This is a genomic window from Oryzobacter telluris (assembly GCF_043099285.1).
GTDB lineage: Bacteria > Actinomycetota > Actinomycetes > Actinomycetales > Dermatophilaceae > Oryzobacter > Oryzobacter telluris.
The window spans coordinates 3,278,069-3,300,210 of sequence record NZ_CP170723.1; the positions used below are offsets into that span (position 1 = coordinate 3,278,069).

26 protein-coding genes and 2 rRNA genes are annotated in these 22,142 nt (G+C 67.0%); all 28 read right to left on the reverse strand.

Going from position 1 to position 22,142, the window contains the following annotated elements; genetic code table 11:
* Positions 1-65: 65 nt before the first annotated feature.
* The 28 genes from ACFLFB_RS15240 to ACFLFB_RS15375 all read right to left on the reverse strand — a co-directional run bounded on the left by ACFLFB_RS15240 (position 66) and on the right by ACFLFB_RS15375 (position 22,101).
* Positions 66-3,191, reverse strand: a 23S ribosomal RNA gene (locus tag ACFLFB_RS15240).
* A 360-nt stretch (positions 3,192-3,551) separates the two neighbouring features.
* Positions 3,552-5,083, reverse strand: a 16S ribosomal RNA gene (locus ACFLFB_RS15245).
* Together the 16S and 23S rRNA genes form the textbook arrangement of a ribosomal RNA operon.
* A gap of 665 nt (positions 5,084-5,748) precedes the next feature.
* Positions 5,749-6,303: an adenylate kinase gene (locus ACFLFB_RS15250; RefSeq protein WP_392543025.1), complete on the reverse strand. Its 555-nt coding sequence runs from the start codon at positions 6,301-6,303 to the stop codon at positions 5,749-5,751.
* On the reverse strand, positions 6,303-7,616 hold the full coding sequence (gene secY / locus ACFLFB_RS15255; RefSeq protein WP_392543026.1) for a preprotein translocase subunit SecY: 1,314 nt from the start codon (positions 7,614-7,616) through the stop codon (positions 6,303-6,305). The genes ACFLFB_RS15250 and secY overlap by 1 nt, the downstream gene beginning before the upstream one ends.
* Before the next feature lie 171 nt (positions 7,617-7,787).
* Positions 7,788-8,273, reverse strand: coding sequence for a 50S ribosomal protein L15 (gene rplO / locus ACFLFB_RS15260; RefSeq protein ID WP_392543027.1), 486 nt, complete (start codon positions 8,271-8,273; stop codon positions 7,788-7,790).
* A 2-nt stretch (positions 8,274-8,275) separates the two neighbouring features.
* A complete protein-coding gene (rpmD, locus tag ACFLFB_RS15265; protein ID WP_035931789.1) occupies positions 8,276-8,458 on the reverse strand; it encodes a 50S ribosomal protein L30 in 183 nt (60 codons plus the stop codon).
* Positions 8,458-9,108 (reverse strand): 30S ribosomal protein S5, encoded by a 651-nt coding sequence (gene rpsE, locus ACFLFB_RS15270; protein WP_392543028.1) that lies wholly within the window; start codon positions 9,106-9,108, stop codon positions 8,458-8,460. Before rpsE ends, rpmD begins: the two co-directional genes overlap by 1 nt.
* 43 nt (positions 9,109-9,151) lie before the next feature.
* Positions 9,152-9,526 carry a 50S ribosomal protein L18 gene (gene rplR, locus ACFLFB_RS15275; RefSeq protein ID WP_392543029.1) on the reverse strand — a complete coding sequence of 125 codons (375 nt, stop codon included), beginning with the start codon at positions 9,524-9,526 and terminating at the stop codon, positions 9,152-9,154.
* Between the two features lie 3 nt (positions 9,527-9,529).
* Entirely contained in the window at positions 9,530-10,066 is a 537-nt protein-coding gene (gene rplF, locus ACFLFB_RS15280; RefSeq protein WP_392543030.1) for a 50S ribosomal protein L6, read from the reverse strand.
* Between the two features lie 12 nt (positions 10,067-10,078).
* Positions 10,079-10,477 (reverse strand): 30S ribosomal protein S8, encoded by a 399-nt coding sequence (gene rpsH, locus ACFLFB_RS15285; RefSeq protein ID WP_392543031.1) that lies wholly within the window; start codon positions 10,475-10,477, stop codon positions 10,079-10,081.
* 148 nt (positions 10,478-10,625) lie between these two features.
* Positions 10,626-10,811 (reverse strand): type Z 30S ribosomal protein S14, encoded by a 186-nt coding sequence (locus tag ACFLFB_RS15290; RefSeq protein ID WP_145229691.1) that lies wholly within the window; start codon positions 10,809-10,811, stop codon positions 10,626-10,628.
* A 3-nt stretch (positions 10,812-10,814) separates the two neighbouring features.
* Positions 10,815-11,375 (reverse strand): 50S ribosomal protein L5, encoded by a 561-nt coding sequence (gene rplE / locus ACFLFB_RS15295; protein ID WP_392543032.1) that lies wholly within the window; start codon positions 11,373-11,375, stop codon positions 10,815-10,817.
* A gap of 5 nt (positions 11,376-11,380) precedes the next feature.
* Positions 11,381-11,728, reverse strand: coding sequence for a 50S ribosomal protein L24 (rplX, locus tag ACFLFB_RS15300; RefSeq protein ID WP_392543033.1), 348 nt, complete (start codon positions 11,726-11,728; stop codon positions 11,381-11,383).
* Between the two features lie 3 nt (positions 11,729-11,731).
* Positions 11,732-12,100, reverse strand: a complete 369-nt coding sequence (rplN, locus tag ACFLFB_RS15305) for a 50S ribosomal protein L14 (RefSeq protein WP_392543034.1) — start codon at positions 12,098-12,100, stop codon at positions 11,732-11,734.
* Between the two features lie 67 nt (positions 12,101-12,167).
* Positions 12,168-12,461: a 30S ribosomal protein S17 gene (gene rpsQ, locus ACFLFB_RS15310; protein ID WP_392543035.1), complete on the reverse strand. Its 294-nt coding sequence runs from the start codon at positions 12,459-12,461 to the stop codon at positions 12,168-12,170.
* Positions 12,458-12,694: a 50S ribosomal protein L29 gene (gene rpmC, locus ACFLFB_RS15315; RefSeq protein WP_392543036.1), complete on the reverse strand. Its 237-nt coding sequence runs from the start codon at positions 12,692-12,694 to the stop codon at positions 12,458-12,460. The genes rpsQ and rpmC overlap by 4 nt, the downstream gene beginning before the upstream one ends.
* Positions 12,694-13,113: a 50S ribosomal protein L16 gene (gene rplP / locus ACFLFB_RS15320; RefSeq protein WP_392543037.1), complete on the reverse strand. Its 420-nt coding sequence runs from the start codon at positions 13,111-13,113 to the stop codon at positions 12,694-12,696. The genes rpmC and rplP overlap by 1 nt, the downstream gene beginning before the upstream one ends.
* A gap of 2 nt (positions 13,114-13,115) precedes the next feature.
* Positions 13,116-13,919: a 30S ribosomal protein S3 gene (gene rpsC, locus ACFLFB_RS15325; protein ID WP_392543038.1), complete on the reverse strand. Its 804-nt coding sequence runs from the start codon at positions 13,917-13,919 to the stop codon at positions 13,116-13,118.
* Positions 13,919-14,314 carry a 50S ribosomal protein L22 gene (gene rplV / locus ACFLFB_RS15330; protein WP_392543039.1) on the reverse strand — a complete coding sequence of 132 codons (396 nt, stop codon included), beginning with the start codon at positions 14,312-14,314 and terminating at the stop codon, positions 13,919-13,921. The genes rpsC and rplV overlap by 1 nt, the downstream gene beginning before the upstream one ends.
* Positions 14,314-14,595, reverse strand: a complete 282-nt coding sequence (gene rpsS / locus ACFLFB_RS15335; RefSeq protein WP_009775961.1) for a 30S ribosomal protein S19 — start codon at positions 14,593-14,595, stop codon at positions 14,314-14,316. The genes rplV and rpsS overlap by 1 nt, the downstream gene beginning before the upstream one ends.
* 12 nt (positions 14,596-14,607) lie before the next feature.
* Positions 14,608-15,447 carry a 50S ribosomal protein L2 gene (gene rplB, locus ACFLFB_RS15340; protein WP_392543040.1) on the reverse strand — a complete coding sequence of 280 codons (840 nt, stop codon included), beginning with the start codon at positions 15,445-15,447 and terminating at the stop codon, positions 14,608-14,610.
* A 21-nt stretch (positions 15,448-15,468) separates the two neighbouring features.
* Positions 15,469-15,768 carry a 50S ribosomal protein L23 gene (rplW, locus tag ACFLFB_RS15345; protein ID WP_392543041.1) on the reverse strand — a complete coding sequence of 100 codons (300 nt, stop codon included), beginning with the start codon at positions 15,766-15,768 and terminating at the stop codon, positions 15,469-15,471.
* Entirely contained in the window at positions 15,765-16,718 is a 954-nt protein-coding gene (gene rplD, locus ACFLFB_RS15350; RefSeq protein WP_392543042.1) for a 50S ribosomal protein L4, read from the reverse strand. Before rplD ends, rplW begins: the two co-directional genes overlap by 4 nt.
* 5 nt (positions 16,719-16,723) lie before the next feature.
* Positions 16,724-17,380 (reverse strand): 50S ribosomal protein L3, encoded by a 657-nt coding sequence (rplC, locus tag ACFLFB_RS15355; RefSeq protein ID WP_392543043.1) that lies wholly within the window; start codon positions 17,378-17,380, stop codon positions 16,724-16,726.
* 10 nt (positions 17,381-17,390) lie between these two features.
* Positions 17,391-17,699, reverse strand: a complete 309-nt coding sequence (gene rpsJ / locus ACFLFB_RS15360; protein WP_012867945.1) for a 30S ribosomal protein S10 — start codon at positions 17,697-17,699, stop codon at positions 17,391-17,393.
* Between the two features lie 391 nt (positions 17,700-18,090).
* Complete coding sequence (locus tag ACFLFB_RS15365; RefSeq protein ID WP_392543044.1) at positions 18,091-19,659, reverse strand: protein kinase domain-containing protein; 1,569 nt, start codon at positions 19,657-19,659, stop codon at positions 18,091-18,093.
* A gap of 106 nt (positions 19,660-19,765) precedes the next feature.
* Positions 19,766-20,692, reverse strand: coding sequence for an EamA family transporter (locus tag ACFLFB_RS15370; protein WP_392543045.1), 927 nt, complete (start codon positions 20,690-20,692; stop codon positions 19,766-19,768).
* Positions 20,693-20,706: 14 nt separating this feature from the next.
* Positions 20,707-22,101, reverse strand: a complete 1,395-nt coding sequence (locus ACFLFB_RS15375; RefSeq protein ID WP_392543046.1) for an NAD(P)-binding protein — start codon at positions 22,099-22,101, stop codon at positions 20,707-20,709.
* Positions 22,102-22,142: the final 41 nt, after the last annotated feature.

Genomic DNA, 22,142 nt, shown 5'->3' on the forward strand with positions numbered 1-22,142 from the left:
GTGGTTCCCGACCGTATCTCGGGAACTGCACAGTGGACGCGAACACGCATTTTAAGTCTTTGGTGTGTATCAAGTTGTCGGCTTATTAGTACCAGTCAGCTGCATGCATTGCTGCACTTCCACATCTGGCCTATCAACCCGGTAGTCTAGCCGGGAGCCTCTCACACCTTACGGTGCATGGAAACCTCATCTTGAAGCGTGCTTCCCGCTTAGATGCTTTCAGCGGTTATCACTTCCGAACGTAGCTAATCAGCGGTGCCCTTGGCAGGACAACTGACACACCAGAGGTTCGTCCAACCCGGTCCTCTCGTACTAGGGTCAGCCCTTCTCAAGTTTCCTACGCGCACAGCGGATAGGGACCGAACTGTCTCACGACGTTCTAAACCCAGCTCGCGTACCGCTTTAATGGGCGAACAGCCCAACCCTTGGGAGCAACTCCACCCCCAGGATGCGACGAGCCGACATCGAGGTGCCAAACCATGCCGTCGATATGGACTCTTGGGCAAGATCAGCCTGTTATCCCCGGGGTACCTTTTATCCGTTGAGCGACGGCGCTTCCACAAGCCACCGCCGGGTCACTAGTTCCGACTTTCGTCCCTGCTCGAGATGTCTCTCTCGCAGTCAAGCTCCCTTGTGCACTTACACTCGACACCTGATTGCCAACCAGGCTGAGGGAACCTTTGAGCGCCTCCGTTACCTTTTAGGAGGCAACCGCCCCAGTTAAACTACCCACCAGGCACTGTCCCTGATCCGGATCACGGACCGAGGTTAGATATCCAGAACGACCAGAGTGGTATTTCAACGTTGACTCCACCGACACTGGCGTGCCGGCTTCACAGTCTCCCACCTATCCTACACAAGCCGTACCGAACACCAATACCAAGCTATAGTAAAGGTCCCGGGGTCTTTCCGTCCTGCTGCGCGTAACGAGCATCTTTACTCGTAGTGCAATTTCGCCGAGTTCGCGGTTGAGACAGTGGAGAAGTCGTTACGCCATTCGTGCAGGTCGGAACTTACCCGACAAGGAATTTCGCTACCTTAGGATGGTTATAGTTACCACCGCCGTTTACTGGGGCTTAAATTCTCAGCTTCGACCCGAAGGTCTAACCGGTCCTCTTAACCTTCCAGCACCGGGCAGGCGTCAGTCCGTATACATCGTCTTGCGACTTCGCACGGACCTGTGTTTTTAGTAAACAGTCGCTTCTCCCTGGTCTCTGCGGCCCTTTCCCCTAGGACGTGAAGTCCTTCAAGGTCTGGGCCCCCCTTCTCCCGAAGTTACGGGGGCATTTTGCCGAGTTCCTTAACCACGATTCACTCGATCGCCTTGGTATTCTCTACCTAACCACCTGAGTCGGTTTGGGGTACGGGCGGCTCGAACCTCGCTAGAAGATTTTCTTGGCAGCATAGGATCACCCTGCTTCCCGCATACGCGGTCACTATCAGGTCTCAGGATATGTGTGACACGGATTTGCCTATGTCACTCCCTACACCCTTGGACGTGGACAACCATCGCCACGCGGAGGCTACCTTCCTGCGTCTCTCCATCGCTTGACTACTACCAGCTCGGGTCGCGCGCTCCACACGGCCATGCCCACCTCGAAAGGTGGACTGCGGCCGGCTTCAGGCGCTTAGCATCACTAGGTTCGTCATGGGCGGTTCTTCGCCGGTTCCGGAATATCAACCGGATGTCCATCGACTACGCCTGTCGGCCTCGCCTTAGGTCCCGACTTACCCAGGGCAGATTAGCTTGACCCTGGAACCCTTGGTTATTCGGCGGACGGGTTTCTCGCCCGTCATTCGCTACTCATGCCTGCATTCTCACTCGTGTGGCCTCCACGGCTGGATCACTCCGCCGCTTCCCTGGCCACACGACGCTCCCCTACCCATCAACACGCTTGGACCACCAACCCGCAGGTGTGGTGGCCGGGCAATGTGTCAATGCCACAGCTTCGGTGGTGTGCTTGAGCCCCGCTACATTGTCGGCGCGGAATCACTTGACCAGTGAGCTATTACGCACTCTTTAAAGGGTGGCTGCTTCTAAGCCAACCTCCTGGTTGTCAATGCAACTCCACATCCTTTCCCACTTAGCACACGCTTAGGGACCTTAGATGGTGGTCTGGGCTGTTTCCCTCTCGACTACGGAGCTTATCCCCCGCAGTCTCACTGCCACGCTCTCACTTACCGGCATTCGGAGTTTGGCTAACGTCAGTAACCTGGTGAGGCCCATCAGCTATCCAGTAGCTCTACCTCCGGTAAGAAACACGTGACGCTGCACCTAAATGCATTTCGGGGAGAACCAGCTATCACGGAGTTTGATTGGCCTTTCACCCCTACCCACAGCTCATCCCCTCAGTTTTCAACCTAAGTGGGTTCGGCCCTCCACGACGTCTTACCGTCGCTTCAGCCTGGCCATGGGTAGATCACTCCGCTTCGGGTCTAGACCCAGCGACTCATTCGCCCTGTTCGGACTCGCTTTCGCTACGGCTTCCCCACACGGGTTAACCTCGCCACTGAGCACTAACTCGCAGGCTCATTCTTCAAAAGGCACGCTGTCACCCCACAAGGAGGCTCCAACGGTTTGTAGGCACACGGTTTCAGGATCTATTTCACTCCCCTCCCGGGGTACTTTTCACCTTTCCCTCACGGTACTTGTCCGCTATCGGTCACCAGGGAATATTTAGGCTTAGCGGGTGGTCCCGCCAGATTCACACGGGATTTCACGGGCCCCGTGCTACTTGGGATGGTTCTCTGGAGTGCACGCCATTTCGTCTACGGGGGTCGCACCCTCTGTGCCGGGCCATTCAATGCCCTTCGACTATGACGCACATTTCTGACTCCATGCCAGCGTGTCAGCACTGACTGAGAAGTCCCACGACCCCGACCATGCAACCCCTGACAGGTATCACACATGACCGGTTTAGCCTGATCCGCTTTCGCTCGCCACTACTCACGGAATCGCGGTTGCTTTCTCTTCCTGTGGGTACTGAGATGTTTCACTTCCCCACGTTCCCTCTACCCACCCTATGTGTTCAGGTGGGAGTGACTGGACTTGCCTCCAGCCGGGTTTCCCCATTCGGAAATCCTCGGATCACAGTCTGGTTATCGACTCCCCGAGGCTTATCGCAGATTCCTACGTCCTTCTTCGGTTCCTGGTGCCAAGGCATCCACCGTGTGCCCTTAAAAACTTGATGCACAAAGATTTAAGATGCTCGCGTCCACTGTGTAGTTCTCAACATACGGGCGGCCTCTCACCATGTTCGGCGCCTACACCCGCCAGCACCAAAGCTGAAGCGGAGCGGTTCGCACGAGGCAGGAGTCCTGACCAGCACAACTGGCCTGGGGGTGAGCTTGCGCCCGAACCCTCAGGACCCAACAACGTGTCAAGCACCTTCCCCACCCCGACCGCTTTCCACACCCCATACAGGGCTGTACTCGCAGGCCGGACCAGGTCCGGTGCCAACTAATCGATGTTCCACCCGTGAGCACCCGGTGCCCCACACTCGGGGGCAAACCGGGGCCTGGACCAGCTACTGCCGGCCAGTGCTCCTTAGAAAGGAGGTGATCCAGCCGCACCTTCCGGTACGGCTACCTTGTTACGACTTAGTCCCAATCGCCAGTCCCACCTTCGACGGCTCCCCCTCTTACGAGTTGGGCCACCGGCTTCGGGTGTTACCGACTTTCGTGACTTGACGGGCGGTGTGTACAAGGCCCGGGAACGTATTCACCGCAGCGTTGCTGATCTGCGATTACTAGCGACTCCGACTTCATGGGGTCGAGTTGCAGACCCCAATCCGAACTGAGACCGGTTTTTTGGGATTCGCTCCACCTCGCGGTTTCGCAGCCCTTTGTACCGGCCATTGTAGCATGTGTGAAGCCCAAGACATAAGGGGCATGATGATTTGACGTCATCCCCACCTTCCTCCGAGTTGACCCCGGCAGTCTCCCATGAGTCCCCAGCACCCCGAAGGGCCTGCTGGCAACATGGAACGAGGGTTGCGCTCGTTGCGGGACTTAACCCAACATCTCACGACACGAGCTGACGACAACCATGCACCACCTGTGTACCGACCTTGCGGGGCACCCATCTCTGGATGTTTCCGGTACATGTCAAGCCTTGGTAAGGTTCTTCGCGTTGCATCGAATTAATCCACATGCTCCGCCGCTTGTGCGGGCCCCCGTCAATTCCTTTGAGTTTTAGCCTTGCGGCCGTACTCCCCAGGCGGGGAACTTAATGCGTTAGCTGCGGCACAGATCTCGTGGAATGAGACCCACACCTAGTTCCCAACGTTTACGGCGTGGACTACCAGGGTATCTAATCCTGTTCGCTCCCCACGCTTTCGCTTCTCAGCGTCAGTAGTGGCCCAGAGACCTGCCTTCGCCATCGGTGTTCCTCCTGATATCTGCGCATTTCACCGCTACACCAGGAATTCCAGTCTCCCCTACCACACTCTAGTCTGCCCGTACCCACCGCAAGTCCGGGGTTGAGCCCCGGATTTTCACGGCAGACGCGACAAACCGCCTACAAGCTCTTTACGCCCAATAATTCCGGACAACGCTCGCACCCTACGTATTACCGCGGCTGCTGGCACGTAGTTAGCCGGTGCTTCTTCTGCAGGTACCGTCACTTTCGCTTCTTCCCTGCTGAAAGAGGTTTACAACCCGAAGGCCGTCATCCCTCACGCGGCGTCGCTGCATCAGGCTTTCGCCCATTGTGCAATATTCCCCACTGCTGCCTCCCGTAGGAGTCTGGGCCGTGTCTCAGTCCCAGTGTGGCCGGTCGCCCTCTCAGGCCGGCTACCCGTCGTCGCCTTGGTGAGCCATTACCTCACCAACAAGCTGATAGGCCGCGAGTCCATCCCAGACCGAAAAACTTTCCAAGTAGTAGCCATGCAGCTCTACTTCATATCCGGTATTAGCTCCGGTTTCCCGGGGTTATTCCAGAGTCTGGGGCAGGTTACTCACGTGTTACTCACCCGTTCGCCACTGATCACCCAAGAGCAAGCTCTCAAGATCACCGTTCGACTTGCATGTGTTAAGCACGCCGCCAGCGTTCGTCCTGAGCCAGGATCAAACTCTCCGTTGATGTTTGGTATCCACCCGAAGGTGAAAATCCATAAAACCACCACTAGGTGTAGTTCAAACCCCGGCTGAGCACAAACAACCAGCAAAAAAATCACTGCTTGTCCGTATCAACCAAAGGATAAAATCGTGCACCCCTGACACCCCCACCCGAACGGGCAAAGGACACCAAAGATGCGACGAGGTAAAACTTGGCATCGATTTTTGACACGCTGTTGAGTTCTCAAGGATCGGACGCGCACCGACAACTCGCTCTGTGAAGAGCTGCATCGTCGGGGCTTGATCGCTGTGTGCTCGTTCCGGTCTCCCAGAAGGCAACCGGACGAACGTACCCGCGTCCACGCTTGGGCGTCAAATCCGTCCCGTTCTCACGGGAACCGGTGTTGATCGCGCTTGGATCTTCGCGGGGCCCCAACCTTACCAGCCTCGCGGCTCGCTCCCAAACTCGAAGCGGTGGGGGTCAGTGCGGGGCACGGCCTGCTTGGTGTCCAGCCCGTGAGGGCCGAACCGCTTGGCGTCCGTTCCGCTCTCGCGGCCTGACATCGAGAACAGTAGACGACCTCGGCCGGATGCACCAAATCGCCTCCCCCGCACCTGTCCCCGCACGCGGAACGGCCCCCTGCGCACGGGTGCGCAGGGGGCCGTTCGAGGCGTTCGGTGCCGCAGGCCTCAGGCCAGGGCGGCGAGGATCCGCGTGGTGACGTCGTCGACCTCGCCGAGGCCGTCGACCTCCACGAGGAGGCCGCGCTCCCGGTAGGTGTCGGACAGTGGCTTGGTCTCGCGGTGGTAGATCGCCATCCGCTCGCGGATGACCTCTTCCGAGTCGTCCGAGCGTCCCTCGGTCTCAGCCCGCTTGAGCAGCCGGCCCACGACGGCGTCCTCGTCGACGGTGAGCTCGAGGACCCTGTCGAGCGAGGCCCCCTCGAGCATGCCGTCGAGGGCGTCGACCTGGGCGAGGGTGCGCGGGTAGCCGTCGAGGAGGAACCCGCCGGCGCAGTCGGCCTGCGCGAGGCGGTCGGCGACGATCGCGTTGGTCACCTCGTCGCTGACGTACCCGCCCGACGCGAGGATCTCCTTGACCTGGAGCCCGAGCTCGGTCTCGTTCTTGATGTTGGCGCGGAAGATGTCGCCGGTCGAGATCGCGGGGATCCCGAGCTGCTCGGCGATCCGTGCCGCCTGGGTGCCCTTGCCGGCACCCGGCGGGCCGAGGATGAGCAGACGCATTACCTCAGGAACCCTTCGTAGTGACGCTGCTGCAGCTGGGCCTCGATCTGCTTCACCGTCTCCAGGCCGACACCCACGATGATGAGGATCGAGGTGCCGCCGAAGGGGAAGTTCTGGTTGGCGTCGACGAGGACCAGCGCGATGAGCGGGATGAGCGAGATGAGCGCGAGGTAGATCGCGCCGGGCACCGTGATCCGGGTCAGGACGTAGTTGAGGTACTCGGCCGTGGGTCGCCCGGCGCGGATACCTGGGATGAAGCCGCCGTACTTCTTCATGTTGTCGGCGACCTCGGTGGGGTTGAACGTGATCGACACGTAGAAGAACGTGAAGAACAGGATCAGCGAGATGTACATGAACATGTACCAGGGGTGGTCACCGCGCACGAGGTGCTCGTTGATCCAGTTGACCCAGCCCGGGTTGTTGCCGTCGGCGCGGGTGTTGAACTGGGCCACGAGGGTCGGCAGCGCGATGAGCGAGCTCGCGAAGATCACGGGGATGACGCCGGCCATGTTGACCTTGAGCGGGATGTACGTGGAGGTCCCGCCGTAGACCCGGCGCCCCACCATCCGCTTGGCGTACTGCACGGGGATGCGGCGCTGGCTCTGCTCGACGAACACGACGAGGGAGATGACGACGAAGCCCATGAGGATGATGCCGAGGAAGACGGTCCAGCCCGAGCGCTGCTGGATGGCCCACAGCGAGCCCGGGAAGCCCGAGGCGATCGAGGTGAAGATGAGGATCGACATGCCGTTGCCGACACCCTTGTCGGTGACGAGCTCGCCGAGCCACATGATCAGGCCGGTGCCGGCGGTCATCGTCAGCACCATGATGAGGAGCGTCACGACCGAGCCGTCGCGCAGGATGTTCGTGCAGGCCGGGTTCCCGAACAGGGTCTGCGGGTTCTGCGCGAAGGTGATGAGCGTCGAGGACTGCAGCACGGCCAGCGCGATCGTCAGGTAGCGCGTGTACTGCGTCATCTTCGACTGACCGGCCTGGCCCTCCTTCTTGAGGGCCTCGAACCGTGGGATGACGACGGTGAGCAGCTGGATGATGATGCTCGCCGTGATGTACGGCATGATCCCCAGCGCGAAGATCGACAGCTGGAGCAGTGCTCCCCCGCTGAAGAGGTTCACCAGCCCGAGCAGGCCGTTGCTGCTGTCGGCGCCGTCGATGCAGCGCTGGACCAGCGGGTAGCTCACGCCGGGCGTCGGCACGTGGGCGCCGAGGCGGTACACCACGATGATGGCGAACGTGAAGAGCAGCTTCCTGCGCAGGTCGGGCGTCTTGAACGCGCGGCCGAAAGCGGTGAGCACAGGTCCTCCAGGGGGTGCGGCCCCAGATGGGGCCGCGTCGTCAACGAACCGTCACAAGATACCCGTCGGCACCGGCGCTGCCGGTACCGAGGGCCGAACGACCGACGCCGCAGGGCCGGTTCCCGAGGTCTCCCGGGACCCGACCCTGCGGCGTGTGGTCATGAAGGCTGGTCAGGCGGTCGTCGCCGAGCCGCCTGCCGCCTCGATCTTCTGCTTGGCGCTCGCGGAGAACGCGTTGGCCGTCACGTTGACGGCCACGGTGATCTCGCCGGTGCCGAGCACCTTGACGAGCTCGCCGTCACGAACCGCACCGCCGGCCACGAGGTCCTCGATGCTGACCTCGCCACCCTTGGGGTAGTGCGCCTCCAGCCAGTCGAGGTTCACGACCTGGTACTCGGTCCGGAACGGGTTCTTGAAGCCGCGAAGCTTCGGGAACCGCATGTGCAGCGGGGTGGTGCCACCCTGGAACCCCACGGGAACCTGGTACCGGGCCTTGGTGCCCTTGGTACCGCGACCGGCGGTCTTGCCACGCTTGCCACCCTCACCACGACCCACGCGGATCTTGGCGGACTTGGCACCGGGCGCCGGGCGAAGGTGGTGGACCTTCAGTGCGGACGCACCCTCTGCCGCCGTGGCGGCCTTCTTGGTGTCAGCCATGCTCACTCAACCTCCTCGACCGCGACGAGGTGCGTCACGGTCTTGACCATCCCGCGGATCTCGGGACGGTCCTCCTTGACGACGACGTCGCCGATGCGCTTCAGACCGAGGCTGCGCAGCGTGTCACGCTGGTTCTGCTTGCCACCGATCTCGGAACGGGTCTGGGTCACCTTCAGCCGCGCCATCATGCACCGGCCTTCGCCTCGGCGACGCCGGCCGCCTGGGCCCGGAGCATCGCCGCGGGGGCGACCCGGTCCACGGGGAGACCACGGCGGGCCGCGACCTCCTCGGGGCGCTCGAGGCCACGCAGGGCCTCGACCGTCGCGTGGACGATGTTGATCGCGTTCGAGGAGCCGAGGCTCTTCGAGAGGACGTCGTGGATGCCGGCGCACTCGAGCACCGCACGCACCGGGCCACCGGCGATGACGCCGGTACCGGGGCTGGCGGGGCGGAGCATGACGACACCGGCAGCGGCCTCACCCTGGACGGGGTGGGGGATGGTGCCCTGGATGCGCGGGACCTTGAAGAACTGCTTCTTGGCCTCCTCGACACCCTTGGCGATCGCCGCGGGCACCTCCTTGGCCTTGCCGTAGCCGACACCGACGGTGCCGTCGCCGTCACCGACGACGACGAGGGCGGTGAAGCTGAAGCGACGGCCACCCTTGACGACCTTGGCGACGCGGTTGATGGTCACGACGCGCTCGAGGTACTGGCTCTTCTCCGGCTCGCGGGCGTCACGGCCGCCACGGCCGCCGTCACGACCGCCGCGGCCCTCACGGCCACCGCGCTCGGCGGTGGCGGGCCCGCCGGTGCCTCGACGCTGGGGTCCTGGCATCAGATGTTCCTCATCTCAACAGTGGTGGTCTGGTCGGCGTGGGTCACAGGGACAGCCCGCCTTCCCGTGCGCCGTCCGCGATGGCGGCGACGCGACCGTGGTACTTGTTGCCGCCGCGGTCGAACACGACGGCGTCGACGCCGGCAGCCTTGGCGCGCTCGGCGACGAGCTCACCGACCTTCTTGGCCTTGGCGGTCTTGTCACCGTCGATGGTGCGGACGTCGGCCTCCATGGTCGACGCGGACGCGACGGTCTTGCCGATGGTGTCGTCGACGACCTGGACGAACACGTGGCGCGCGGAGCGCGACACGACCAGGCGGGGACGACCGGCGGTGCCGGTGACGACCTTGCGGACGCGGAAGTGACGACGACCGCGCGCGGCGCTCTTGCTCTTGGCGCGCTTGACGATCAGTGCCATGGCTTACTTACCAGCCTTTCCGACCTTGCGGCGGATCTGCTCGCCCGCGTAGCGGACGCCCTTGCCCTTGTACGGGTCGGGCTTGCGGAGCTTGCGGATGTTCGCGGCGACCTCGCCGACGAGCTGCTTGTCGATGCCCTGGACGGAGAACCGGGTCTGGTTCTCCACCACGAAGGTGATGCCGGCCGGGGGCTCGACGGTGATGGAGTGCGAGTAGCCGAGGGCGAACTCGAGGTTGGAGCCCTTCGCCAGCACGCGGTAACCGGTGCCGTGGATCTCGAGCTTCTTCTCGTAGCCGTCGGTCACACCGAGCACCATGTTGTTGATGAGCGAGCGGGTCAGGCCGTGCAGCGAGCGCGACGTGCGCGCGTCGTCGGGGCGCTTGACCTCGAGGACACCGTCAGAGGTCTCGACGGTGATCGGCTCGGCCACGACGTGGCTGAGCTCGCCCTTGGGGCCCTTGACCTTGACGGTCTGGCCGTCGACGGCGACGTCGACGCCCGAGGGCACGCTGACGGGGAGACGTCCGATGCGGGACATGGCAGCTACCCCTTACCAGATGTAGGCGAGGACTTCCCCACCCACACCCTTGTTGGCGGCCTGACGGTCAGTCAGCAGGCCGGACGACGTCGAGATGATCGCGACACCCAGTCCACCGAGAACCTTGGGCAGGTTGGTGGACTTGGCGTACACGCGAAGGCCGGGCTTGGAGACGCGGCGGACGCCCGCGATGGAGCGCTCCCGGTTCGGCCCGTACTTGAGGTTGATGGTGAGCGTCTTGCCCACCTCGGCGTCCTCGACGGCCCAGCCGCCGATGTAGCCCTCGGCCTCGAGGATCTCGGCGATGTGGCTCTTCAGCTTGGAGAACGGCATGGACACCGAGTCCTTGTGCGCCGAGTTGGCGTTCCGGACACGGGTCAGCATGTCCGCGATCGGGTCGGTCATGGTCATTGGGCTTCTCCGCCCTCTCTCAGTGCGGTTTCCTCCCGGCCCCGGGGGGCCGGGCGGACCTGCGCTGTAGATGGTCTGTTTCGTGGATGGTGCCGCGGGTTGCGGCGGGTGGGGACGGCGGGCCTGGTGGTCCGCTGTCCCCGGCAGGTCACCAGCTGGACTTGGTCACACCGGGGAGCTCGCCGCGGTGGGCCATCTCCCGCAGGCAGATCCGGCACAGGCCGAACTTGCGGTAGACCGAGTGCGGACGGCCGCAGCGCTGGCAGCGGGTGTAGCCGCGAACCGCGAACTTCGGCTTCTTGTTCGCCTTGTTGACAAGGGCAGTCTTGGCCATTGCTCAGTTCTCCTTGAACGGGAAGCCGAGCGCCTTGAGCAGCGCGCGTCCCTCGTCGTCGTTCGTCGCGGTCGTGACGACCGTGATGTCCATGCCGCGGACGCGGTCGATGCGGTCCTGGTCGATCTCGTGGAACATCGACTGCTCGGTGAGACCGAACGTGTAGTTGCCACGGCCGTCGAACTGCTTCGGCGACAGACCACGGAAGTCACGGATGCGCGGCAGGGCCGTGCTGACGAGACGGTCGAGGAACTCCCACATGCGGTCGCCGCGCAGCGTCGCGTGGGTGCCGATCGGCATCCCCTCGCGCAGCTTGAACTGGGCGATCGACTTGCGGGCCTTGGTCACGACCGGCTTCTGGCCGGTGATCGCGGTGAGGTCGCGGACAGCACCCTCGATGAGCTTGCTGTCCTTGGCGGCGTCACCGACACCCATGTTGACGACGACCTTGACGACACCGGGGACCTGCATGACGTTCGCGTAACCGAACTGCTCACGCAGGGCGCCCTTGATCTCGTCCTGGTAGCGCGCCTTCAGGCGCGGCTTGGTTGCAGTCTCTGCCATGTCTCTCACAGGTCCTTGCCCGAGCGCACGCCGACGCGGACGCGGGTCGCCTTCTGGCGCCCGTCGCGCTCGACGGTCTCGACGCGGGTCTTGATCCGGGTGGGCTTCTTGTCGGACGGGTCGACGACGGCCACGTTGCTCACGTGGATCGGCGCCTCCTGGACGACGAGGCCGCCGGTGCGGCTGCCGCGCGAGGACTGGCCGGCCTTGGTGTGCCGGGTGACCCGGTTGACACCCTCGACCGTGACGCGGCTGGTCTCACGGTTCACCGCGATGACCTTGCCGGTCTGGCCCTTGTCCTTGCCGGACAGCACCTGGACGGTGTCGCCCTTCTTGATCTTCATCGACGCCATGGCTCAGAGCACCTCCGGGGCAAGGCTGATGATCTTCATGAAGCGCTTCTCGCGCAGCTCACGGCCCACGGGGCCGAAGATGCGCGTGCCGCGCGGGTCACCGTCGTTCTTGAGGATGACGGCCGCGTTCTCGTCGAACTTGATGTACGACCCGTCGGCGCGACGGCGCTCCTTCTTCGTGCGGACGACGACAGCCTTGACGACGTCGCCCTTCTTGACGTTGCCGCCGGGGATCGCATCCTTGACGGTGGCGACGATGGTGTCGCCGATGCCGGCATACCGGCGACCGGAGCCACCGAGAACACGGATGCACAGGATCTCCTTGGCACCGGTGTTGTCGGCGACGCGAAGTCGCGACTCCTGCTGGATCACTTATCTGTCTCCTATACGTCGTGCTGGTTCTCCGCGCTCGCGGCGCGGAGCCTGGCCGAACTGGGGCTTACTTGGCCTTCTCGAGGATCTCCACCACGCGCCAGCGCTTGGTGGCGCTGAGCGGGCGGGTCTCCATGATGAGGACGCGGTCACCGACGCCGGCGGCGTTGGCCTCGTCGTGCGCCTTGACCTTGGTCGTGCGGCGCAGGACCTTGCCGTAGAGCGCGTGCTTGACGCGGTCCTCGACCTCGACCACGACGGTCTTGTCCATCTTGTCGCTGACGACGTAGCCCTGGCGGGTCTTGCGGTCGTTGCGGGCAACGGTCGCGGTCACGGTCTCATCCTTCGTCGACTTGCTCACTTGGCCTCACCCCTCGAACCGATCCCGAGCTCGCGCTCGCGCATCTCGGTGTAGATCCGGGCGATGTCCTTGCGGACGGCACGGAGCCGGCCGTGGTTGTCCAGCTGGCCGGTGGCCGACTGGAAGCGGAGGTTGAACAGCTCCTCCTTCGCCTTGCGCAGCTCGTCGACGAGACGGTCGTCGTCGAGGCCACGCAGCTCGTTGGAGGTCAGGTCCTTGGAACCGACTGCCATCAGAAGTCACCACCCTCACGCCGGACGAAGCGACACTTCATCGGCAGCTTGTGCATCGCGAGGCGCAGCGCCTCGCGTGCGACGTCCTCCGGGACACCGGAGACCTCGAACATGATCCGGCCCGGCTTGACGTTGGCGATCCACCACTCCGGCGAACCCTTACCGGAACCCATGCGGGTCTCGGCAGGCTTCTTCGTGAGCGGGCGGTCCGGGTAGATGTTGATCCAGACCTTTCCGCCACGCTTCATGTAGCGGGTCATCGCGATACGCGCGGACTCGATCTGACGGTTGGTGACGTAGGCCGGCTCGAGAGCCTGGATGCCGTAGTCACCGAACGAAATGGTCGTGCCACCCTTCGCAGCGCCCGAGCGACCCGGGTGGTGCTGCTTGCGGTGCTTGACCCGACGGGGAATCAGCATGGTCAGGACTCCTCGGTGCTGGCAGCGGCCGGCGCCTCCGCAGCGGGGGCCTCGGCCGCGGGGGCCGGGGCGTCGCTGCGACGGGCGCGAGCCGGACGGTCGGGGCCGTCGCGACGCGGTCCACGACCCTGGCGCGGCGCGGTGGCCTGCTGGGCCGCGAGCTCACGCGCGGTCATGTCGCCCTTGTAGATCCAGACCTTCACGCCGATGCGGCCGAAGGTGGTCTTGGCCTCGTAGAAGCCGTAGTCGATCTGCGCGCGAAGGGTGTGCAGCGGCACGCGACCCTCGCGGTAGAACTCGGTACGGCTCATCTCGGCGCCGCCGAGGCGACCGGAGACCTGGACACGGATGCCCTTGGCGCCGGCGCGGGTGGCGGACTGCATGCCCTTGCGCATCGCACGACGGAAGGAGACACGGGCGCTCAGCTGCTCGGCGATGCCCTGCGCGACGAGCTGGGCCTCCTGCTCGGGGTTCTTGACCTCGAGGATGTTCAGCTGGACCTGCTTGCCGGTGAGCTTCTCGAGCTCGCCGCGGATGCGGTCGGCCTCGGCGCCACGGCGACCGATGACGATGCCGGGACGCGCGGTGTGGATGTCGACGCGGACGCGGTCACGCGTGCGCTCGATGTCGACGCGGGCGATACCGGCGCGGTCCATGCCCTCGGACATGAGCTTGCGGATCGCCACGTCCTCCTTGACGTAGTCGCGGTAGCGCTGGCCCTCCTTGGTGGAGTCAGCGAACCAGCGGCTCTTGTGCTCCGTCGTGATCCCGAGACGGAAGCCGTGCGGGTTGACCTTCTGGCCCATCAGCGAGTGCCTCCGTTCTGGGTGGTGGGCTTGGGTGCGACGACCACGGTGATGTGGCTCGTGCGCTTGTTGATGCGGCCGGCGCGGCCCTGGGCACGCGGGCGGAACCGCTTCATGGTGGGGCCCTCGTCGACCGTGGCCCACGAGACGACGAGCTCGCGCTCGTCGAAGCGCTCGGCGAGCTGGTCGGCCTTGACCCGCGCGTTGGCGATCGCGGACTCGAGGACCTTGCGGACCGGCTCGGCTGCGGCCTGCGGCGCGAACTTCAGGACCGACACGGCGTCCGCGGCGTTCTTGCCACGGATGAGGTCGACGACCCGGCGCGCCTTCATCGGCGTCACGCGGACGTGGCGAGCCACGGCGCGGGCCTCGATGGTGGTGTTCTCGGTGGCCATCAGCGACGACGCCCCTTCTTGTCGTCCTTGACGTGACCCTTGAAGGTGCGCGTCGGTGCGAACTCGCCGAGCTTGTGGCCGACCATCGACTCGGTGACGAACACCGGGACGTGCTTGCGGCCGTCGTGGACGGCGAGGGTGTGGCCGAGCATGTCGGGCGAGATGACCGACCGGCGCGACCAGGTCTTGATGACGTTCTTGGTGCCCGCTTCGTTCTGGACATCCACCTTCTTCTGAAGGTGGTCGTCGATGAAGGGGCCCTTCTTCAGGCTACGAGGCATTCCAGGCTCCTATCAGCGCTTCTTGCGGCCAGTACGGCGACGACGGACGATGAGCTTGTCGCTGGGCTTGCCGGGGCGGCGGGTGCGGCCCTCGGGCTTGCCCCAGGGGGACACCGGGTGGCGTCCACCGGACGTGCGACCCTCACCACCACCGTGCGGGTGGTCGACGGGGTTCATGACGACACCACGGACGGTCGGGCGCTTGCCCTTCCAGCGCATGCGGCCGGCCTTGCCCCAGTTGATGTTCGACTGCTCGGCGTTGCCGACCTCGCCGACGGTGGCGCGGCAGCGCACGTCGACGTTGCGGATCTCACCGGACGGCATGCGCAGCTGCGCGTAGGGGCCGTCCTTGGCGACGAGCTGCACGCGCACACCGGCCGAACGGGCGATCTTCGCGCCGCCACCGGGCTTGAGCTCGACGGCGTGGATGACCGTACCGGTCGGGATGTTGCGCAGCGGCAGGCTGTTGCCGGGCTTGATGTCGGCCGCGGGGCCGTTCTCGATCGGCATGCCCTGCTCGAGGCCCTTGGGGGCCAGGATGTAGCGCTTCTCGCCGTCGGCGTAGTGCAGCAGCGCGATGCGGGCGGTGCGGTTGGGGTCGTACTCGATGTGAGCGACCTTGGCCGGAACGCCGTCCTTGTCGTGGCGACGGAAGTCGATCAGACGGTAGGCGCGCTTGTGGCCACCACCGATGTGGCGGGTGGTGATGCGGCCGTTGGCGTTGCGGCCACCGGTCTTGGTCAGCGGACGCACGAGGGACTTCTCGGGGGTGGAGCGCGTGACCTCGACGAAGTCGGACACGCTCGACCCGCGACGCCCTGGCGTCGTCGGCTTGTACTTGCGGATACCCATGGTGTGTTAGTCCTCAGTTCCTCAGGCGCCGGCGCTGCCGAAGATGTCGATCGAGCCCTCGCGGAGGGTGACGATCGCGCGCTTGGTGTCCTTGCGCTTGCCGATGCCGAACCGCGTGCGACGGGCCTTGCCCTTGCGGTTCAACGTGTGGACGGAGTCGACCTTGACGCCGAAGATCTGCTCGACGGCGATCTTGATCTCGGTCTTGTTCGAGCGCGGGTCGACGACGAAGGTGTACTTGCCCTCGTCGAGGAGCCCGTACGACTTCTCGGACACGACCGGAGCGATCAGGATGTCGCGGGGGTTCTTGCCCTGGCTCACTTCTCGTCCTCCGACTTCTTCTTGCTGCCGGCCTGCGTGAAGCCGGCCTTCTCGGCGGCCTTCGCGGTCTTGAACCAGAACTCGGCGACGGTCTGCTCGTACCACTGGCCGTCAGGCTCGTGGTAGAGGCCGGAGTCCGCGTTGCCCTTGACGGTGTAGCCCTCGGGGGCGGTGCCGTCCTCGAGGGGCGCCACGGCGCCCTTGGGGAGCTCGACGGTCTCGGCGGCGGGAGCGTCCTCGACGACCTCGGCGGCCTTGGCCGCCTTGGTGGCCTTCGGAGCCTTGGCGGCCTTGGGCGCCTTCTCGGCCGGAGCCGACTCGACGACGACCTCGACCGGCTCGACGACGACGGCGTTGGCGCCACCGACGAAGGTGTCGTAGGCGGCCTTGGTGAAGACGATGTCGTCGGCGCACAGCACGTCGTACGTGTTGAGCTGGTCGACCGCGAGGACGTGGACGTTCTCGAGGTTGCGGACCGACTTCATCGACACGATGTCGGCGCGGGCCAGGACGACGAGCAGGTTCTTGCGCTCGGTCAGCCCGGCGAACAGCGCCTTGGCGTCCTTGGCCGAGGGCACGTCACCGGTCGCGATGGACTCGACGACGTGCACGCGGTCGTGGCGCGCCCGGTCGGAGAGGGCACCGCGCAGGGCGGCGGCCTTCATCTTCTTGGGCGTGCGCTGGCTGTAGTCGCGCGGCTGCGGGCCGTGGACGACGCCACCGCCGGCGAACTGCGGCGCACGGGTCGAACCCTGGCGGGCGCGGCCGGTGCCCTTCTGCTTGTACGGCTTGCGACCACCACCGCGCACGTCGGCGCGGGTCTTGGTCGCGTGCGTGCCCTGACGGGCGGCAGCGAGCTGGCCGACGACGACCTGGTGGATCAGCGGCACGTTGGTCTGGACGTCGAAGATCTCCGCGGGGAGCTCGACCTTGAGGGTCTTGGTGGCCATGCGGGTCACGCCCCCTTCGCTGCCGTGCGCACGAGGACGACCGCGCCGCGGGGGCCGGGGACGGCACCCTTGAGCAGCAGCAGGCCCTTCTCGGCGTCCACGGCGTGGACGGTGATGTTCTGGGTGGTCTGGCGCACGCCGCCCATGCGGCCGGCCATGCGCATGCCCTTGAAGACGCGGCCGGGCGTGGACGCCCCGCCGATCGAACCGGGCTTGCGGTGGTTGCGGTGCGAACCGTGGGAGGCCGAGACGCCCTTGAAGCCGTGACGCTTCATGACGCCGGCGAAGCCCTTGCCCTTGGTCGTGCCGGTCACGTCGACGGCCTGTCCGGCCTCGAACGTGTCGGCGCCGAGCTCCTGGCCGACCGCGTAGTCGGCGGCGTCCGCGGTGCGGACCTCCACGACGAAGCGGCGCGGCGTGACGCCGGCCTTGTCGAAGTGGCCGGTGAGCGGCTTGGTGACCTTGCGGGGGTCGATCGCGCCGTAGCCGAGCTGGACCGCGGCGTAGCCGTCGGTGTCGGCGTCGCGGACCTGGGTCACGACGTTCGGGCCAGCCTGGATCACGGTGACGGGGATGAGACGGTTCGTCTCGTCCCACACCTGGGTCATGCCGAGCTTGGTGCCCAGCAGACCCTTCTGGGTCTTGGTGGCAATGGTGGTCATGTCGTCAGCCTCAGAGCTTGATCTCGATGTTGACGTCAGCCGGCAGGTCGAGACGCATCAGCGAGTCGACGGCCTTCGGCGTCGGGTCGATGATGTCGATGAGGCGCTTGTGGGTGCGCATCTCGAAGTGCTCGCGGCTGTCCTTGTACTTGTGGGGCGACCGGATGACGCAGAACACGTTCTTCTCCGTCGGCAGCGGCACGGGGCCGACCACGGTCGCGCCGGCACGGGTGACCGTGTCCACGATCTTGCGCGCCGAGCTGTCGATGACCTCGTGGTCATACGACTTCAAGCGGATGCGGATCTTCTGTCCCGCCATCTGACGTTCCGTCTCTCTCTCGCCGTCCATCTGTCTTGGCCGGTCCCTGGGTGGAACCTCCGACCCCCGCGGTCGGGCGTGTCGCCCTTGTTCCGCATTCGGGCGGCGGCGGTTTCCCGCTGTCGACCGAAGGATCGGGTGTCCCGGTGGGACTGGGGCCTGGCACTTCGCGAACCGAGTCGCCCCGCCGAGACCGGCGGTTCGAGATCCTCGTCGCGGTGGGCGCCGGCTCCCACATCGGGTTCCGGCGCACGCCAAGCAACCTGAACAGTGTGCCAGAGGACGCGGCGCCCCTCCAAATCGGCGCTACACCCACTCGTGACGATCGGCCCGCACCGGCTCCACCGTGGCGCGCCGCGCGGCGTCCCCGGCCTGCTCGGGGCGGCCGGGGTCAGCGCTCGGTGCTGCTGAGGACGGTGGACCGGTCGATCCGGAGCACGCCCCCCTGGGGGAGGAGGCGGTACGACGTCCGCTCGACGAACACCCGGCCGTCGGCGTACTCGTACCGCAGGGTCGCCGTCACCGCGTCGGGGGCCACGGCGTCGACGTCGGACACCCGGACCCGGTCGATCCGGCCCCAGAACGACCCGTAGGTGCTCCGGCTGCCCGCCGTGGTGCGCTGGTAGCGCTCGGTGAGGCGCGCCCAGCCGGCGTCGAGGTCCGCGGGCAGGAGCGCGTAGTAGTCCCGCAGCGCCCCCGCGAGCTGGGCGGCGGTCGGCGTCCCGGTCGCGGCGGCAGGAGTCGGCGTGGGGGTGGGCGACGGGGCCGCGGACGTGGGAGGCGGTGAGCTCGGGGTCGCCGCCGGGCTCGACGGTGAGGGGGTCGGCGTCGAGGGGGCCGCCGACGACGAGGTCGTCGAGCGCTGCGGTGCGGCGGTGTCGGCGTCCCGGCCCTGCGCAGCGAGGACCACGGCGACGACCGCGACCGCGACCGCGGCCAGCGCGAGGGCCACGACGAGCACGCCCCGCCGGCCTCGGGGCGCGCCGGAGACCGTCGACGGCGCGGCGCCGGTGGTCTCCCGGTCGCGGAAGGCCCCCAGGAGGTCGCCGTCCCCGGCCTCGTCCGCGGGGGGCGCGTCGTCGTCGTCGGCGACGACGGGCAGGGCGGCGGTCGCCGCGAGCACGGCGGGTTCGGCACCGTCCCGGCCACCCACCGTCGACAGCCGGCTCGCCACCTCCTCCATCGTCGGCCGGTCCTGAGCCCGCGGGGCGAGCATCGCGAGCAGCAGGGGCGCGAGCGCCCCGGCGCGCCGCGGCGGCTGGACGTCGCCGGAGGCCACCCGGTGCAGCAGGGCCATGGGGTTCTCGTGCGTCCCGAACGGCGTCCCGCCCTCGAGCACGGTGTAGAGGGTGGAGCCGAGGGAGAACACGTCGGAGGCCGGCGTGGACGGCTCGCCCCGCGCGACCTCCGGGGCCAGGTAGGCCGGCGTCCCGGTGACCAGCCCCGTCGTGGTCAGGGAGGCGTCGCCCAGGGCGTGCGCGATCCCGAAGTCGCTGATCTTGGCGGCACCGTCGCCACCGACGAGCACGTTGGCCGGCTTGACGTCCCGGTGGACGATGCCCACCTCGTGGGCCGCCGCCAGGGCCGAGGCCACCTCGGCGCCGATCCGGGCGACCTCGGCGGTGGAGAGCGGCCCCTGCGCGGCCACCAGCTCGGCGAGGCTGACCGACGGGAAGTACTGCATCACCAGGCACGGCTGCCCGTCGTGCTCGACCACGTCGAAGACCGGGACGGCGTGCGGGTGGTGCAGCCGGGCCGTGATGCGGGCCTCGCGCAGGGCGCGCTGCGAGGCGACGGCGGCGTCCTCGTCGCCGGTCCCGGACCGGGCGTGCAGCAGCTTGACGGCCACGTCGCGACCCAGGCGGTCGTCGTGCGCGAGCCACACGACGCCCATGCCCCCCGCGCCGATCTGCCGCAGGAGCCGGTAGCGCCCCGCGATGGACTCATCGCTGTCGCTCATCGGTCTCCTCGGTCGGGCGGGACGGTGTCGGGCTGGCCAGGACCGTCGTCGGGACCCGTCGCCCCGTGCGTCCTACCCCGCACACCCGTCCCCACGCGTCCCGGCGTCAGGGACGTTCGGCCACCGTACGCACCTCCGGTGCGGACATCGGTCGGGAGCGCCCGGCCCGACGGCGCGCGAGCACGCGCGGACCGAGGGTGACCAGCACGACGCCGGCCACGAGGAGGGCGCCACCGACCAGCGCTGCCGGGGTGAGCCGCTCCCCCGCGACGAGCCAGGCCGCAGCGATCCCCACGGGCGGCACGAGGAGCGTGAACGGGGCCACCTCCGACGCCGGGTGCCGCTCGAGGAGCCGGTTCCAGATGCCGTACCCGACGAGGGAGGCGAGGACCGCGGTGTAGGCCGTCGACAGCCACGCGGCGAGCGAGAGGTGGGCCAGGGCGTGCCCGACGACGGCGGGCCCGTCGATCACCAGCGAGAGGACGAACAGGGGCACCGGCACGACGAGCGCCGACCAGACGGTGAGGCCGAGTCCGCCCGGCACCTTGAGCCGGCGTACCAGGACGTTGCCGGTCGCCCACGAGACCGCGGCCCCCACGCACAGGACCAGCGCGACCAGCGGCACCGCTCCCCCACGGCCCAGCGCGACGACCCCCAGTCCGACCAGCCCGAGCCCGACCCCGGCCCACTGGAGCAGCGCCGGGCGCTCGGCGAGCACGAGGGCCGCGACCACCACCGTGACCACCGCCTGGAGCTGGAGGACGAGCGAGGCGAGGCCGGGCGGCATCCCGAACGCCAGCGCGGTGTAGAGCAGCCCGAACTGGCCCAGGCTCATCGCCGCGCCGACGAGGAGCACGTGCCGCAGCGGCGCCGCCGGTCGCGCCACGAACGGCAGGGCCAGCAGGACCACGGAGAACCGCAGCGCGACGAACAGCAGCGGAGGAACCCCCTGCAGCCCCCAGTCGATGACGACGAAGTTGACGCCCCACAGGACCATGACGAGGGTGGCGGCGAGGACGTCCTTGAGGGGCACGCGCCCATCGTCCCCTACGGAGGCACTGCCTCCTCGCGCGCCAGGGCGTCGAGGCGGGCGATGCCCGCGGGACTGTGCTCGCGGACCCGGTCGAGCGCGGCTCGGACGTCGGCCCGCCCGGCCTCGGAGGGAGCGACCCGGGACGGGTTGAGCGGGTTGGACGCGACCCACGCGGCGATGTCCGGCTCGGCCATGAACACCCCCGAGCCGCGCGCCCCGTCGGCGTTCATCCGCGCCCACTGGCGCAGCGAGTTGCCGAAGGGGGTGGGCGCGCACAGCCGGTTCTTCTCGTCGTCGTCGCGGCCCGAGCCCTCGACGTGGCCGACCAGGGCGGCGCCGAAGCAGGGGAAGCCGGCCCGGATGGGCTGCGGGGTGATCCGGTCCGGGGCCCACACCGGGATCGGCGGGCGGTCCGGCAGGCCGTCGGCGGCGCAGTCGACGACGACGGCACCCGGCGGCAGCGCCACGGTTCCGCCCTCGAGCTCGAGGCGGTCCCGGTGGGCCGAGCGGACGTGGCCGAGGCGCACGACGTGCTCGACACCCCGGAGCAGGTCGAGCTCCCACCGGCCGAGGGTGGGTGCCTTCGCCATGGTCGGGGTGCGCGACCGGTCGATGCGCAGCATGATCCCCGCCTCCTCGAGGTCCTCGAAGAGCCGGTCGAGGGTGACCGCGCGCGCGGCGGCCTCCATGAGGTCACCGACCATCGCGAGGTAGGTCGCCGGGTCGGGCTGGATGCGGGCCCGGTCGAGCATCCAGGGCTCCCTCGGTCGGACCCAGGTGATGGCGTCGGGGTCGACGCCCCGGCCGAGCAGGTGGACGATCGCGTCGGTCGCCGTCTTGCCCGAGCCGAGGACGGCGACGTGCGGGGCGTCCGCGACGTCGGGGAGCGCGTTGACCGGGACGACGCGGGCGTCGTCCGCGACGGCGTAGCGGCGCGCGCTCTCGGAGGGGACGACCGGCGAGCGGTACCGCGCGTCGACGAGCCGGGTAGGCCCGCCGACCCCGGTGACCTCCGTCGTCTCCCCCGTGGCCAGGGACCGCACCCGTCCCGCCCCGACGTGCTCGGACCCGGCGAGGAGCTCGACCCGGCCGGAGCCGACGAGCCGGGCGAGGACCTCGTCGTAGTAGGCGCAGATCGTGTCGCGGTCGGCCCGTTGGTGCAGGCCCGCCTCCGGGCCCTGCGTCTGCACGTCGCCACCGCCGAGCATCGTCGACGCCACCCCGTAGAACTGCGACGCCTGGTGCAGCCGGACGAAGGGGTAGGCGGCGCGCCAGTGGCCGCCCGGTGCCGAGCGCCGGTCGACGATGACGACCCTGGCCTCGGACCCGGCGACGAGGGCGTCGGTGAACGCCATGCCGGTCGCGCCGGCACCGACGACGAGGTAGTCGGCTTCAAGGGTTCGGGGCACGGTCGAACCCAAGCACCGTGCCCCGCCGGCCGTCAACGACC

Coding starts and splice junctions, on each gene's coding strand:
- ACFLFB_RS15250 (WP_392543025.1), bottom strand. CDS start 6,303: ATGCGTCTGCTCATCCTCGGCCCGCCGGGTGCCGGCAAGGGCACCCAG.
- rplO (WP_392543027.1), bottom strand. CDS start 8,273: ATGGCTGACACCAAGAAGGCCGCCACGGCGGCAGAGGGTGCGTCCGCA.
- rpmD (WP_035931789.1), bottom strand. CDS start 8,458: ATGGCGCGGCTGAAGGTGACCCAGACCCGTTCCGAGATCGGTGGCAAG.
- rpsE (WP_392543028.1), bottom strand. CDS start 9,108: ATGCCAGGACCCCAGCGTCGAGGCACCGGCGGGCCCGCCACCGCCGAG.
- rplR (WP_392543029.1), bottom strand. CDS start 9,526: ATGGCACTGATCGTCAAGCGCGCCAAGAGCAAGAGCGCCGCGCGCGGT.
- rplF (WP_392543030.1), bottom strand. CDS start 10,066: ATGTCCCGCATCGGACGTCTCCCCGTCAGCGTGCCCTCGGGCGTCGAC.
- rpsH (WP_392543031.1), bottom strand. CDS start 10,477: ATGACCATGACCGACCCGATCGCGGACATGCTGACCCGTGTCCGGAAC.
- ACFLFB_RS15290 (WP_145229691.1), bottom strand. CDS start 10,811: ATGGCCAAGACTGCCCTTGTCAACAAGGCGAACAAGAAGCCGAAGTTC.
- rplE (WP_392543032.1), bottom strand. CDS start 11,375: ATGGCAGAGACTGCAACCAAGCCGCGCCTGAAGGCGCGCTACCAGGAC.
- rplX (WP_392543033.1), bottom strand. CDS start 11,728: ATGGCGTCGATGAAGATCAAGAAGGGCGACACCGTCCAGGTGCTGTCC.
- rpmC (WP_392543036.1), bottom strand. CDS start 12,694: ATGGCAGTCGGTTCCAAGGACCTGACCTCCAACGAGCTGCGTGGCCTC.
- rplP (WP_392543037.1), bottom strand. CDS start 13,113: ATGCTGATTCCCCGTCGGGTCAAGCACCGCAAGCAGCACCACCCGGGT.
- rpsC (WP_392543038.1), bottom strand. CDS start 13,919: ATGGGCCAGAAGGTCAACCCGCACGGCTTCCGTCTCGGGATCACGACG.
- rplV (WP_392543039.1), bottom strand. CDS start 14,314: ATGGCCACCGAGAACACCACCATCGAGGCCCGCGCCGTGGCTCGCCAC.
- rpsS (WP_009775961.1), bottom strand. CDS start 14,595: ATGCCTCGTAGCCTGAAGAAGGGCCCCTTCATCGACGACCACCTTCAG.
- rplB (WP_392543040.1), bottom strand. CDS start 15,447: ATGGGTATCCGCAAGTACAAGCCGACGACGCCAGGGCGTCGCGGGTCG.
- rplD (WP_392543042.1), bottom strand. CDS start 16,718: ATGGCCACCAAGACCCTCAAGGTCGAGCTCCCCGCGGAGATCTTCGAC.
- rplC (WP_392543043.1), bottom strand. CDS start 17,380: ATGACCACCATTGCCACCAAGACCCAGAAGGGTCTGCTGGGCACCAAG.
- rpsJ (WP_012867945.1), bottom strand. CDS start 17,699: ATGGCGGGACAGAAGATCCGCATCCGCTTGAAGTCGTATGACCACGAG.
- ACFLFB_RS15365 (WP_392543044.1), bottom strand. CDS start 19,659: ATGAGCGACAGCGATGAGTCCATCGCGGGGCGCTACCGGCTCCTGCGG.